The organism is Flexivirga sp. (genome assembly GCF_035551235.1).
Lineage (GTDB): Bacteria > Actinomycetota > Actinomycetes > Actinomycetales > Dermatophilaceae > Flexivirga.
Genome location: NZ_DASZNO010000040.1, coordinates 63,343 through 76,855, shown reverse-complemented (window position 1 = coordinate 76,855; position 13,513 = coordinate 63,343). Strand labels below are relative to the sequence as shown.

13 protein-coding genes are annotated in these 13,513 nt (G+C 68.1%); 6 read left to right on the top strand and 7 right to left on the bottom strand.

Annotated features, from left to right (window positions below):
• Nucleotides 1-498: 498 nt before the first annotated feature.
• Nucleotides 499-678: an antitoxin gene (locus VG502_RS14785; protein WP_325550829.1), complete on the top strand. Its 180-nt coding sequence runs from the start codon at nt 499-501 to the stop codon at nt 676-678.
• Between the two features lie 106 nt (nt 679-784).
• On the opposite strand, the gene VG502_RS14780 is transcribed toward VG502_RS14785, so the two are convergent.
• The 3 genes from VG502_RS14780 to VG502_RS14770 form a co-directional block, all read right to left on the bottom strand.
• Nucleotides 785-1,873, bottom strand: a complete 1,089-nt coding sequence (locus tag VG502_RS14780; protein ID WP_325550828.1) for a PP2C family protein-serine/threonine phosphatase — start codon at nt 1,871-1,873, stop codon at nt 785-787.
• Between the two features lie 92 nt (nt 1,874-1,965).
• Complete coding sequence (locus tag VG502_RS14775; protein ID WP_325550827.1) at nt 1,966-2,433, bottom strand: ribose-5-phosphate isomerase; 468 nt, start codon at nt 2,431-2,433, stop codon at nt 1,966-1,968.
• A gap of 13 nt (nt 2,434-2,446) precedes the next feature.
• Nucleotides 2,447-3,055, bottom strand: coding sequence for a mycothiol-dependent nitroreductase Rv2466c family protein (locus VG502_RS14770; RefSeq protein ID WP_325550837.1), 609 nt, complete (start codon nt 3,053-3,055; stop codon nt 2,447-2,449).
• A 109-nt stretch (nt 3,056-3,164) separates the two neighbouring features.
• Between VG502_RS14770 and pepN the strand changes: the two genes are divergently transcribed.
• On the top strand, nt 3,165-5,783 hold the full coding sequence (pepN, locus tag VG502_RS14765; protein WP_325550826.1) for an aminopeptidase N: 2,619 nt from the start codon (nt 3,165-3,167) through the stop codon (nt 5,781-5,783).
• 6 nt (nt 5,784-5,789) lie between these two features.
• Here pepN and VG502_RS14760 read toward each other — a convergent pair whose 3' ends face one another.
• Complete coding sequence (locus tag VG502_RS14760) at nt 5,790-6,434, bottom strand: nitroreductase/quinone reductase family protein (protein WP_325550825.1); 645 nt, start codon at nt 6,432-6,434, stop codon at nt 5,790-5,792.
• Nucleotides 6,435-6,493: 59 nt separating this feature from the next.
• On the opposite strand from VG502_RS14760, the gene VG502_RS14755 reads away from it, so the two are divergent.
• Nucleotides 6,494-7,096: a TetR/AcrR family transcriptional regulator gene (locus VG502_RS14755; protein ID WP_325550824.1), complete on the top strand. Its 603-nt coding sequence runs from the start codon at nt 6,494-6,496 to the stop codon at nt 7,094-7,096.
• Nucleotides 7,097-7,101: 5 nt separating this feature from the next.
• Here the strand turns inward: VG502_RS14755 and malQ are convergent, their stop codons facing one another.
• Entirely contained in the window at nt 7,102-9,228 is a 2,127-nt protein-coding gene (gene malQ / locus VG502_RS14750) for a 4-alpha-glucanotransferase (protein ID WP_325550823.1), read from the bottom strand.
• Between the two features lie 61 nt (nt 9,229-9,289).
• Here malQ and VG502_RS14745 point away from each other — a divergent pair, with 61 nt between their 5' ends.
• The 3 genes from VG502_RS14745 to VG502_RS14735 are packed head-to-tail and all read left to right on the top strand — an operon-like array spanning nt 9,290 to nt 12,358.
• Nucleotides 9,290-10,195, top strand: a complete 906-nt coding sequence (locus tag VG502_RS14745; RefSeq protein WP_325550822.1) for a mechanosensitive ion channel family protein — start codon at nt 9,290-9,292, stop codon at nt 10,193-10,195.
• A 12-nt stretch (nt 10,196-10,207) separates the two neighbouring features.
• A complete protein-coding gene (locus VG502_RS14740) occupies nt 10,208-10,585 on the top strand; it encodes a globin (protein ID WP_325550821.1) in 378 nt (125 codons plus the stop codon).
• A gap of 48 nt (nt 10,586-10,633) precedes the next feature.
• On the top strand, nt 10,634-12,358 hold the full coding sequence (locus VG502_RS14735) for a glycoside hydrolase family 13 protein (RefSeq protein ID WP_414655747.1): 1,725 nt from the start codon (nt 10,634-10,636) through the stop codon (nt 12,356-12,358).
• On the opposite strand, the gene VG502_RS14730 is transcribed toward VG502_RS14735, so the two are convergent.
• Nucleotides 12,355-12,987 carry a DUF8185 domain-containing protein gene (locus VG502_RS14730; RefSeq protein ID WP_325550820.1) on the bottom strand — a complete coding sequence of 211 codons (633 nt, stop codon included), beginning with the start codon at nt 12,985-12,987 and terminating at the stop codon, nt 12,355-12,357. The two genes, VG502_RS14735 and VG502_RS14730, sit on opposite strands and share 4 nt — an antisense overlap.
• Nucleotides 12,984-13,454, bottom strand: coding sequence for an acyl-CoA thioesterase (locus VG502_RS14725; RefSeq protein WP_325550819.1), 471 nt, complete (start codon nt 13,452-13,454; stop codon nt 12,984-12,986). Before VG502_RS14725 ends, VG502_RS14730 begins: the two co-directional genes overlap by 4 nt.
• Between the last annotated feature and the right edge of the window lie 59 nt (nt 13,455-13,513).

The following is a 13,513-nucleotide window of genomic DNA, read 5'->3' as shown; positions in this document are numbered from 1 at the left end:
CCCTCCTCATTGTATCGCGCGGCTGTTCTTTTGGGGCTGCGCTCCTCCTCCAGCGGGACTCGCTGGCGCTCGCCCTGCTGGCATCGTCGCTTCGCCCTGACATCTGACGTCACCATTTCTTCAAACTCACCAGCGCGAGCGCTCGGAGACCTCCCACATTTTTCGAGCGGCTGTTTCTTCTCGGCTGCGCTCCTCCTCCGCCGGCGCTCGCAGGCTCGCGCCGCCGGCATCGTCGCTTCGCCGTGTGTCCTTCATTTCCGAGTCGCACCGCCGGCATCGTCGCTGCGGCGTATGTCCTCATCTCCAAATCACGCCGGCGGCATCGTGTCTTCGCCGTTTGTTCTTCGTTTCGTCCCACTATGTGGTGTTCTCCGTCTCCTTACTTACCCGTCGGTAGAAATTGGTGGACCCGGTATCGACTCTGCCGCGTGAAATGTGCGATGGTGCAAGGACAAGCCGTTGACGTGGGGTCGGCGGCTAACCGAAGGAGATATTCCAATGGGTCTGTTCGACAGCGCCAAGGACAAGGCTTCCGAACTCGCCGGGGACAACCAGGACAAGATCGGTGAGGGTGTCGACAAGGCGGGCGACGCCATCGACGACAAGACCGGTGGCAAGTACTCCGACAAGATCGACGGTGCGGGCGACGCCGCCAAGGACAAGCTCGGCGACCTCTGAGCCGCTGAGAACAACGCGAAGGGCCCGGGTTCACACCCGGGCCCTTCGCTGTGTCCACCGTGTCCTGTGTGTCAACGGCACCGCACGCCGGGCCGGACACACACGCTCATTCGCGCCAGATCACGACGACCGCGCGATCGTCCGCGAGTCCCCCGCTGCCCATGGTGCAGATGCGGGTCGCAGCACCGCGTGCACCGACCGACAGCGCCCGGTCGGCATGGCCGAGCATCCGGTCGACACCCTGCATCAGGTCCATGCCGGGCTGCTCGATGACACCGTCGGTGAAGAGCAACAAGGCGTCACCGCGCTCGAGTCGCCCACCGACCCGCGTGAAGTCGTCGGCCGACTGCCGGTCGAGTATGCCGAGGGCGATCCCCGAAGCCCCGTCGATCCTCGCGAACCGGCCCGACCCGGCCCGGAAGTGCATCGCCGGCGGATGCCCTGCGGAGCCGATGCTGTAGTCGCCCGTGGTCAGATCGACCGAGGCGTGGACGGCGGTCGCGAAGCCCTCCGACCAGCCCTGCCGCATCAGGTAGTCGTTCGCCGCGGGCAGGAACCGCGCCGGTTCCATCGCGCCGAGCAATCCCGCGAACGCCCCTCCGAGGAGCAGCGAACGGGTGCCTGCGGTGCAGCCCTTGCCGGAGACATCGACCAGCGCCAGGTCGAACCTGTCGCGTGTCGGGCAGTTGCCGACCACGAAGTCACCCGAGAACGAGTCGCCGTATGCCGGCTGCACACTGGACTCGACGTTCCAGCCCGCGGGCAGGATCGGCAGTTGACCCTGCACCCGCAGCCGCTCGCGCAGGTCGACCAGCATCGAGCCGCCGACCGCAGCCGTGACACCCGCGCGGGTGTGCCGCCGGTCCACGACCGTGACGACACCCATCGTCGACGCAAGCACCAGCCCGAGCGCAAACGCCTCCGAGCCACCGCTGTCGACGGCGCTCATCAGGTAGACGACGCCGATCGCAGCGAACACGAGCATGGCGCGGCGGGCGGAAAGGATCATGCGCGCCGCAACGGCGAGCGGAATGAACAACGCGAAGGTGATGTCACTCGGCCACGCGACGGTGACCATGCCCAGGAGCAGCACGAGGCAGACGAGTGCGCCCGTGGCGCTACCGGATCCGGGTCGAACAGTCGCCACCGACGGGCGGGTCAACCGCCGCGGGGCAAGCGAGAGATCGATGGCCATGTCGAAATCCTCACCCGCCATACGGCCAGGATCGACAGAATTTACTGACTTCTTACCCATCCCATGCCAAATCCATGGGATAAGGTGCGCGGTCACTCCTCGGGAGGCAGCTGACCGCTCTTCTCGTAATCGCCGACCATGTCGATTCGCCGCTGATGACGGTCGGCTCCGGAGAACGGTGTCTCCAGGAATACCTTGATCATTTCCTTGCTTTCCTCGACGGTGTTGAACCGGCCGCCGATGGAGATGACCTGCGCGTTGTTGTGCTGTCGGGCCAGCTGCGCCAGCTCGGAGTTGTAGCAGAGCGCCGCCCGGACGCCCTTCACCTTGTTGGCGGCCATCTGCTCGCCGTTGCCGGAGCCGCCCAGGACCACGCCCAGTGAATCCGGCTCGGCCGCGACCGCCTCGGCGGCACGCAGCACGAACACGGGGTAGTCGTCGAGCTCGTCATACTCCCTGGCCCCGTGGTCGACCACGTCGTGGCCCTCCTCGGCGAGCCAGGTCACCAGCGCCCGCTGCAGTTCGTATGCCGCGTGGTCGCCACCGATGTGCACTCGCATGCTGTGTGTCTCCTCAGCTGAAGTCGGGACCCTTGGTGCGGGTCCTCTTGATCTCGTAGAAACCAGGGGTGCCCGCGACCAGCAGGCAGCCGTCCCACAACTTCCCGGCGGCTTCGCCCGTGGGCGCGGGCGTCACCACCGGGCCGAAGAACGCGGTGTCACCGAAGGACACGACGGGAGTGCCGACGTCCTCCCCCACCAGGCCGATGCCGCGCTCGTGGGACGCTCGCAGCTCCTTGTCGATGTCGTCACCGGGGACGTTGTCGTAGTGGTCGATCAACTCGGCCGGAAGCCCGACCTCGGCCAGCGACTCCACGACCGCCTTGCGCTGCCCCTCGTCGGTGCCGCCCATCTCGCCCGGATGCAGGCGGGTACCGATGGCGTCATACAGCTTCTTCTTGTATTCGTCGCCGTGCTCGCGGGCCGCCGCGATGATGACACGCACGGGACCCCAGCCGCGGTCGAGCAACTCGCGGTAACTCTCCGACAGATCATCGCGGCCCTCGTTCAGCACCGAAAGGCTCATCACGCTCCAGGTGATGTCGATCGGACGAACCTTCTCGACCTCCATCAGCCACCGGGACGTCATCCACGCCCAGGGGCACAACGGATCGAAGAACATTTCCGCGGACTGGCGCTGCTCGTCATCTTTCGTCACGGTCTCAATCCTGCCATTGCCCCCGTGCGAGGATGACGCCATCCCATCCCACTTCGATGACGGAGCTTTCGTAGTGCCCAACACCAACCTCACCCGTGAGGAAGCGCAGCGTCGCGCGTCCTCACTCACCGTCGAGTCGTATGACGTCAGCCTGGACCTCACCACCGGACCAGAGACCTTCCGCACCACATCCACGGTGCGGTTCGACGCGACGGACACCTCCTCGGATCAGCAGGGGACCTTCATCGACTTCCTCGGACCATCTGTCGAGTCGATCACCCTGAATGGCGAATCCATCGACCCGGCAACGGCTTTCGACGGTGCCCGGATCACTCTCCCGGCACTGGCCGAGTCCAACGAGCTGACGGTCGTCGCGACCGGTGCCTACATGAACACCGGCGAGGGTCTGCACCGCTTCGTGGACCCCAGCGACAACGAGGTCTACCTCTACACACAGTTCGAGGTGGCCGACAGCCGCCGCGTCTTCGCGGTCTTCGAGCAGCCCGACCTCAAGGCGACGTTCGCGTTCACCGTCACCGCGCCGGCCCGCTGGGAACTGATCTCCAACCAGCCCACGCCGAAGCCGCAGGCAGCGGAGCAGACCTACACGGGGCCGTCCGGCGACGCCGAGCCCGCCGCGACGTGGCACTTCGAGCCGACGCCGCGCCTTTCGTCATACGTCACGGCCCTGGTGGCCGGCCCGTACGACGTGGTGCGCGACGAGGTGCAGGCGACCGGGCGCACCGTGCCGCTGGCCGTTTACTGCCGCAGGTCCCTGCGCGAATACCTCGATGCCGACAACCTTTTCGCGGTCACCAAGAAGGGTTTCGCGTTCTTCGAGGAGCAGTTCGGCGAGCCGTACCCGTTCGAGAAGTACGACCAGATCTTCACGCCGGAGTACAACGCCGGAGCGATGGAGAACGCCGGCTGCGTCACCATCACCGAGACCTACGTCTTCCGGACCCAGGTGTCCGAGGCGCTCATCGAGCGCCGCGCCCTGACGGTCCTGCACGAGCTCGCCCACATGTGGTTCGGCGACCTGGTCACCATGCAATGGTGGGACGACCTGTGGCTCAACGAATCGTTCGCGGAGTGGGCATCCACCTGGTGCCAGGCCGAGGTCACCGAGTGGGACACCGCCTGGACGACCTTCTCCAGCTCGGAGAAGACCTGGGCCTACCGGCAGGACCAGCTGTCCTCCACGCACCCGGTCTACGCCAACATGCGACACCTCGAGGACGTCGAGGCCAACTTCGACGGCATTACCTACGCCAAGGGCGCCTCGGTGCTCAAGCAGCTCGTGGCGTATGTCGGCGTCGAGCCCTTCGTCGCCGGATTGCGTTCGTACTTCACGAAATTCAAGTGGGGTAACACGACGTTCGACGATCTGCTCGGTGAGCTCGAGGCAACCTCTGGACGTGACCTGTCGAACTGGCGCGAGCTGTGGCTGAAGACCTCCGGCGCCAACATCCTGCGCCCGGTGGTCGAGGTCGACGGGGCCGGCGTCATCACCAAGCTGCAGATCGAGCAGGCCGCACCGGCCGACCACCCGACGCTGCGCCCACACCGGCTGGCCATCGGCAGCTACCACCTCTCCGGTGGCTCGCTGACCGTGCAGGAGTCGATCGAGGTCGACGTCGAAGGCCCGCTCACCGACGTCCCGAAGCTGGTCGGCAAGCCGATGCCCGACCTGCTGCTGGTCAACGACGAGGACCTCACCTACGGCAAGGTGCGGCTCGACCCGAAGTCGCTGGAAACGGTGCTGGACAATCCGACGGCGATCACCGACTCGCTGACCCGGGCCGTCGTCTTCGGTGCGCTGTGGGACATGACCCGCGACGGCGAGCTCAACCCGCGCCGATACATCCGCTACGGCGTCGACGCACTCGCCACCGAGACCGACTCCACGCTGCGGCAGACCCTGATCAGCCAGGTCACCGGCGCAACGACCGCGTTCCTGACCTCCGGCGCGTTCGGGCACACCACGTCGTTCCTGCGCCCGGAGCACCGGGGACAGGTTGCGGACGAGGTCGCGGCCGGCTTCCGGAAAATGATGTCCGGTGCGGAGCCCGGCAGCGACGCGCAGTTGCAGCTGACCCAGGCGTTCGCCCGCCTCGCCCGCCAGGAGGGCGATGTCGCCCACGTTCGCGGACTGTTCGACGGCACCGAGGTGCTGGAGGGCCTGGTGCTCGACACCGACATGAAGTGGACGCTGCTGACCTCCCTGGCAGCGGCCGGCGCCGCCACCGACGCGGAGATCGACGCACAACTCGCCGGCGACAACACGGCCACGGGCATCGCTCGTGCCGCAGGCGCCCGGGCGGCATACCCGACCGCCGAGGCGAAGGCGAAGGCGTGGCACGACCTGGTCGAGACCGACACGTTGCCCAACGAGACCGCACGGGCAGTCGCGCTCGGCTTCGGGCGCGTCCACGACACCAAGCTCCTCGAGCCGTATGTCGAGCGCTACCACGCGGCGCTGCGTGAGGTGTGGGACGCACGTACCTTCGCGATGGCGTCCAACTACGTCACCGTGCTCTACCCGATCGCGCTATCCAGCCAGGGGCTGATCGACGCGACCGAGGCATGGCTGGCCGCCAACCAGGACGCCCCGGCCGGCCTCGTGCGCCTCGTCGCCGAGAACCGCGACATCGTGCGCGTCTCACTGACCGCGCAGGCGCACGACGCCTGAGTCCGCTCACGGTCGATCTGAGGCGTGGCCCATGCCAGCAGTGAGCAATGGCTCACTGCTGGCATGGGCCGGCTGCGTTTGTGGACGAGCCGGCGCGAGTTCGACTCGCACCACCAGCAATTCGCTGCCCAGCACCTGCACCTGTATGGCGTTGAACGCCCGCAACGGGTGCCATGCCGACAGCCGACGCTGTACGGCGACCGGGTCCAGGTCGGGCCGTAGTGTCGCCACACCATCGACCCAACGGAACCGCAGCCCGACCCGCATCCGGATCCGAACCCGCGGCTCTCTCGCGATGTTGCGCACGTACCCGGCACGCCGGCCATGCTCCGCAACGATCCAGAAGACGTCGCCGTCCCGGCCGTTGCCGACCGGCGTGCGGCGTGCCTTGCCCGACCGGCGCCCGGTGCTCTCCAGCAGTGCGTAGCCCAGCGGCATCACCCCCAGGTGCAGCAGTAACCGAACGGGCGGGTTGATCACCCACCGCTGGACGAACCGTACGACCGCCGCCTTACCACGCGGAATGGCAAGGGTGAGAACGAAATTCACCGGCAGGGCGATTGCGTAGATCCACGCAGTCGTCACACCCGTCCAGCCGAGGCGCACCTGCGCGACCTGCAGGACCAACAGCACGACCGATGCGACCCCCATCGCGACTCCCCGTCGAACCATACGCTTGTATTGTCCCATACGAATGTATGGTAACCCTCATGAGTGAACCGTCAAGGGCGTCGTCCTCCCCCGCTGCCACCCGCCTGGTGGAGACCGTCTGCTCGATCATCGCCACCGAGGGACTCGACGCGGCCACGGTGCGCGAGGTCGCGTCCGCCGCCGGCGTGTCCATCGGCGCCGTGCAACATCACTTCCGCACCAAGGACGAGATGCTCGTCGCGGCGTTCCGCCATGTCGTCGAGACCACCGAAAAGCGAGTAGCAGCAGTCGAACTCGGCACCGAGGTGCGGCAGAACCTGTCCGCCATACTCCGTGAACTGCTGCCGCTGGACGACATCAGGTTCCAGGAGGCGAAGGTGTATGTCGCATTCGCCGCCCGCGCGACGACGTCGCCGGCCCTCGCCGTGATCCAGCGGAGCACCCTGGATCACATCGGCACACAGCTGGCCGAGGCGTTCAGGGCCGCCGCGAAACGCTCCGGTGCACGGACCACCGCCGCCGCCGCGCGCCGAGAGGCCGAACTCCTCCTCGCGGTGACGGACGGGCTGACGTTCGACGCCGTCACTCGGGGGGTGCGGCCTGACGCCAAGCGGCTGGGTGCCCTGCTGGACACCTACCTACGGCGCGCGCTGGGCGAATAACCCGGTCAGCGGTCGCCGCGCCGAGTCACCGCGCGGATCAACCGTTTTGCCCGGCGGGAGACCATCAGGTCGTCCAGGGTCGTCGGCCGTCGATCGGGTCCGCTCATCGGCAGCCGCCAGTTGGGGTACTCCTCATCGGTGCCCGGCTGATTGATCGTCCGGACATCTCCGGCGAGGTCGTTGACCGAGACGGCGAGCAGCTTGCTCGGCGACCAGGTCAGGAACTTGTGCAAGGCATCGACCTGGTCGTCCACCGATGTTCCCGGGCGCAGCAGACCGCGTGAGCGCAACTCATCGAGCACCGCCTCGCGCTGCTCACGGTCGACCTCCTGCTCCTCCTTCAGCGGACGCGTCAGCAGGCCCAGCTCGTGCCGCACCGTGATGTGCTCGCCCTGCAGATAACCGGCGGTCGGCGGCAGGTCGTGCGTGGTGACGCTGGCCAGGGCGAGCGAGCGGTAGGTCTCCGGCGGCTTCGGACCACCCTTCTCGGTCCGCTCGAACCACAGCACCGAGGTGCCCAGAACCCCGCGGTCGGCGAGGTAGTCACGCACCCAATCCTCAGTGGTGCCAAGGTCTTCCCCGATCACGACGGCCCCGGCGCGATGCGCCTCGAGCGCGAGGATCCCGACCATCGCCTCGTGGTCGTAGCGCACGTAGGTGCCCTCGAGCGGCTTCTTGCCCTCCGGCACCCACCACAACCGGAACAAGCCCAGTATGTGGTCCACGCGGAGGCCGCCGGCCATGCGCAGGCTGGTGCGCAGCAGGTCGCGGTAGGCCTGGTAGCCGGTCTCGGCCAGTCGATCGGGCCGCCACGGGGGCTGGCTCCAGCCCTGTCCGAGCTGGTTGTAGTCGTCCGGCGGCGCGCCGACCTCCATACCCTTCGCCAGGACGTCACCGAGCGCCCAGGCATCCGCTCCCCGGGCGTGCACTCCGACGGCGAGGTCGTGTATGACGCCGAGCGACATTCCCGCAGAACGCAATTCGCGCTGTGCGTCGAGGAATTGCGACTGCACGACCCACTGCATCCAGCAGTAGAAGTCAACGTCCTCGGACAGTCGCTCCCGCTCCTTCGCCACGGCGGCGCTGCGCGGGTCCTGCAACTCGGCGGGCCAGCTCGGCCATTCAGTGCCGCGATCGGCGGCGATCGCGCACCAGGTGGCGAAGTCGGTCAACGACTGCCCCTCGCGCTCGATGAAGCTCTCCAGGTCGCGGCGGCGGCGGTGGGTGCTCTCCGTCCGGAAGATCATCCGTAGCGCTGCCCGCTTGGACTGCCAGCTGCCGTCGCGGTCCAGGTGGTCCAGCTTGTTGAGGCGGCGTGCGTCGTCGCTGTGCCACTCGACCAGCTGATGCTGCGCAGCGGACAGATAACCGAGCTCGGGGACCTCCTCGACCCGGATGTAGAGCGGGTTGACGAACCGCCGGGTGGTCGGCAGGTATGGCGAGGGCTCCATCGGCGGCACCGGCTCGGCCGCATGGATCGGGTTGACCAGCACGAAGTCGGCGCCCTGCCGCACCGCCCAGGTCCCCAGCTCGGCCAGGTCTGCGACATCGCCGAGACCCCAGGAGCGCTCGGAACGGACGGAGTAGAGCTGCGCGGTCAGGCCCCAGGCGCGGTCGTGTGCCAATGCCGCCGGCAGTTCGAGGCGCTCCGGCGTGACGATGATCGTGGCCGCGGCGTCGCGCCCGGCGCCATACGAGACGTGCAAGCGGTGGTAGCCGAGCGGCAGATCACCGGGCAGCTCGACGGTCACCTCGCTGGTCGGCAAGCCGTCGATCTCGCGCGTCTCAACCGCTCGATCCATCGGGCGCAGATCGCGAACAGTGCCGTCTTCCAGGGTGATTCGTGCCTCGACGGAGTCGCCGTCGGGAACGTGAACGGGAACCCACGGCGTCCAGCTCTCCCGCATGACGATCACCGGTGGCAGGACGCGGCGCCAGGGCTCGAGTTCCTTGTCGGCGAGCGCCTGCTCGGTCGCGGCGTCATCGGCGGCGTCGACGTCGATCGCCGCCAGCACCTCACGGATGGTGTCGGCGCCGACGGTGACGTGGTTGCCACGCCAGTCCCAGTATTCGGTCGCGACGCCGTGAGCGCGGGCGAGACGAGCGAGTGCTTCGGAGGGGGCTTCTGGCATGGGAGCAGTCTGTCAGAGGCGGTTTGCCAGGCCATGACGGTGGGCCGTAATGATGGGGCCCATGCCACTGCGAGTAGCCGCCACCGACAAGCAGTCGACCGTCGAATGGGCGATCGGCGCCCCCTTGATGATCGTGTGCATCGTCCTCGGCGCCATCGCGCTGCGCTGGATCGTCGTGCGCGCGATCGACCGTGCGGTCCACGCCATGGAGAACCGGCAAACGCCGGAGCGCTCCTCCCGGGCCGGACGGGCGCTGCGTCAGGCGACCGGCCTCGACTCCCAGCGCCGCAAGCAGCGGGCCGCCACGATGGGGTCCATCCTGCGATCGGTCGCGACGATCCTGATCTTCAGCATCACCGCCCTGACGGTGATGGCCCGGCTCGGCGTACCGCTGGCGCCCTTGCTGGCCTCCGCCGGGGTCGGCGGCGTCGCCATCGGTTTCGGGGCGCAGAGCCTGGTGAAGGACTTCCTCTCCGGCATCTTCATGATCATGGAGGACCAGTACGGCGTGGGCGACGTCATCGACACCGGTGAGGCCATCGGCACCGTCGAGGAGGTGACCCTGCGGGTCACCCGGCTGCGCGACGCGCAGGGCGTGGTCTGGTACGTCCGCAACGGCGAGATCCTGCGCGTCGGCAACAAGTCGCAGGGTTACGCGACGACGTTCGTGGACATCCCGATCGCCATCGACCAGTCCACCGAGAGGGCGTTGCAGGTGCTGCGGCGGGTCGCCGCCGAGGTCGACGACGAATCTCCTTGGAAGGAAAGGCTGCTGGAGGAGCCGGTCGTCGCCGGCGTGGAGTCGATGGCCAATGGTGCGGTGACGCTGCGGATCATCGCCACCTGCGTGCCGAACGAGCAGTACGGCGTCGCCCGGGAGATCCGCGAGCGGGCCAAGATGGCTCTCGACGAGGCCGGTGTACGCGGGCCACAACTGCCGCCGTACGGCCCGACGATCGGCACCTGAGAGGATCGCACCGTGAGTTCCTTCTATGACGAGGTCGGCGGGCACGAGACGTTCCAGCGGCTGGTGCACGAGTTCTACCTCGGGGTCGCCAAGGACGAACCGCTGCGCGCGCTGTACCCCGAGGAGGATCTCGGCCCGGCCGAGGACCGGCTGCGGCTCTTCCTGGAGCAGTACTGGGGCGGCCCGACGACCTACAGCGAGCAGCGCGGGCACCCGCGGCTACGGATGCGGCACGTCCCGTATGCCGTCACCCCCACCCAGCGCGACCGCTGGCTGCTGCACATGATGAACGCGATCGTCACGCTCGAGCTCGATGCCACCCACGACGGCATGCTGCGGGACTACATGACCCGCGCGGCATACTCGATGGTCAACCGACTGGAGGACTGACTCCGGGACGATGTGCATTCGCCATACCGAATCGGCACACTTGACCGGGTGACCGTTTCCACCAACGCTCCCCGGCAGCTCGTGCACAGTGTCCACCCGGAGGTCCACCCCGACGGCGAGTGGTGGCGCAGTGCCGTGATCTACCAGATCTACCCGCGGTCGTGGGCCGATGCCGACGGCGACGGCGTCGGCGACCTCCCGGGCATCACCGCACGGCTGCCCTATCTGCGCGCGCTCGGCGTCGACGCGGTCTGGCTGTCGCCGTTCTACACGTCACCGCAGGCGGACGCCGGGTATGACGTCGCCGACTACCGCGATGTCGACCCGCTCTTCGGCACGATGACCGACGCCGACGACATGATCCGTGCCGCGCACGACAACGGCCTGCGGATCATCGTCGACCTGGTCCCGAACCACACATCCGATGAGCACGCGTGGTTCCAGGCGGCGCTCGCCGCTGCTCCCGGGTCGGCCGAGCGCGAGCGCTACATCTTCCGCGACGGGAAGGGTGCCTCCGGTGAGTTGCCGCCCAACGACTGGCAGAGCGTCTTCGGCGGTGACGCCTGGACCCGCATCACCGAGCCGGACGGGGCGCCGGGCCAGTGGTACCTGCACCTCTTCGACCGCAAGCAGCCCGACCTCAACTGGGAGAACCCCGTCGTACGAGCCGAATTCGAGGACGTACTGCGTTTCTGGCTGGATCGTGGCGTCGACGGCTTCCGGGTGGACGTCGCACACGGCCTGGTCAAGGCCGCGGGGCTGCCCGACTGGCGGGGCTCGATGAACATGCTCGACATGACCGAGGACCAGACGCCGCCGCCGATGTGGGATCAGGACGGCGTGCACGAGATCTACCGCGACTGGCGCAAGATCCTCGACTCCTACCCCGGTGACCGCGCGATGTGCGCGGAGGCGTGGGTCGAGCCGGCGGAGCGCTCGGCGAGGTATGTGCGCGACGACGAGTTCCAGCAGGCCTTCAACTTCGACTTCCTCGTCACCCCGTGGCGGGCATCCGACCTGACCGCCGCGATCGCGCGGTCCTACGCCGCGAACGACGGGGTCGGCGCGCCGACCACCTGGGTGCTGTCCAACCACGACGTCGTGCGGCACGCGACCCGCCTCGCCCTGCCGGTCGGCACGCCCCGACCCAACGGGATCTTCGCCAGCGACCCGCAACCGGACGCGGCGCTCGGCCTGCGCCGGGCACGGGCGGCGACCACGCTGATGATGGCCCTGCCGGGTGGCGCGTACGTCTACTACGGCGAGGAGCTCGGGCTGCCCGAGCACACCACGCTGCCCGACGACGTCCGCCAGGATCCCGCCTACGCACGGACCGGCCACAAGGAGGCCGGACGCGATGGTTGCCGGATCCCGATGCCCTGGGAAAAGGACTCACCCGCTTACGGATTCGGCACCGGCGAGCAGCCGTGGCTACCGCAGCCGGAGTCGTATGGCGACCTTGCCGTCGACCAGCAGGACGGTGTCGACGGATCCACTCTGGAGCTCTACCGCACCCTCCTGCGGATCCGCCGCGAGCTGCGGCTCGGCGAGGGGTCGGCCACCCAGCTGGATCTCGGTGCCGACGTCGTCGCGTATGACGTCACCAGCGGCGACGCAACCGTGCGCGTGATCCTCAACCTCGGCGAGTCCGACGTCGAATTGCCGTCCGGCAGTGAGGTTCTCGTCGCCAGCTCCTCCGTACTTGGTGGCCGAGGAGCGAGGAACGAGCGTCTCGAGGTCCCGACCGACGCTGCCGTGTGGGTGCGCGCCTAGCGCACGAGCACGTGCCCGACGGGCGTCGTGAGCCGGTGCCAGCGCCCGGCGGCATACACCTGCGCGGTGTCGCCCACCAGGAACCCCAAGGTGTATGACGCGAAGGCGACCGCCGCCGGGAGCCCGTCGATGCCGCCGGTGGTGGCGATGGACCGACTCCACACCCGTCGTCGCAGTGCGTCGACGGCGTGTGCGCCGGAGCCCTCCGGCGCACCGGCGGCGATCTCCGCAATCCCTTCTGCGGCAGCGGTGTTCAGGCTCTGCGTGGAGATGTCGCCCACCCGCGCCCACCCGCCCTGCGGTGGTGACACGGACGCCCAGCCGGCACGCACCTCGGTCGGTGGCACCGGCAGCTCGGTGTCGTTGCCGGCCCGCGCGAAACGGTCGCTGAGCCCGGCCAGCGGCACGACGACGTCCAGCCGGGCCGGCTGTACGAGCGGCAGGGTGCGCAGCCCGAGGGTGGTGCCCTCCCCGGTCAGCCCCTGACCGGCGAGGACACCGACCCAGACCGCGAGGACATCGCCGACGGCCTGCAACCGGACCGCGCCGTCGGCGTCGAGCTGACGCGCCCGACCGACATACGTCTCCAGATCCGCTCGTGTGTCGGCGTCGGCCAGTTGCAGGATCACGCGTGGCCCTTCGGCCGGCGCTTCATCCGCACGGGCTCGCCGGAGTACTTCTCGAGCAGCGGGCGGTGCTCGGCGGCGATCCGCACCGGACGTTGGGTCTGCATGTCGAAGACGACCTGCGTCGTCTCGCCCGACGCATAGACCTCGGCGTCCGGTTCCCGCGAGGAGCGCACTTCGTAGCTGGTGTCGAAGGACGCACCCGAGAGCTGTGACACCCAGATCGCGACCACGATCGGCTCCTTGCGCCAGTGCAGCTGCCGCAGGTAGTCGATCTCGGCGCGCGCTATCAGCAGCGGTGGACGGCCGTCGGGTCCGGTCTCGACCGACTCGAACCACTGCGCGAACGCGATGACGCGCGCTTCCTCCAGCAACCGGAGGAACTGCACGTTGTTGACGTGGCCGAGCGCATCCATGTCCGACCAGCGCAGCGGAACGTCGACGTAATAGGGGCGGGGACTGGCAGCCATGCCGTCATCGTCCCAGGGTCGTTACGCCGAACAAACACGGGATGTTGGTCTCGGTCGGC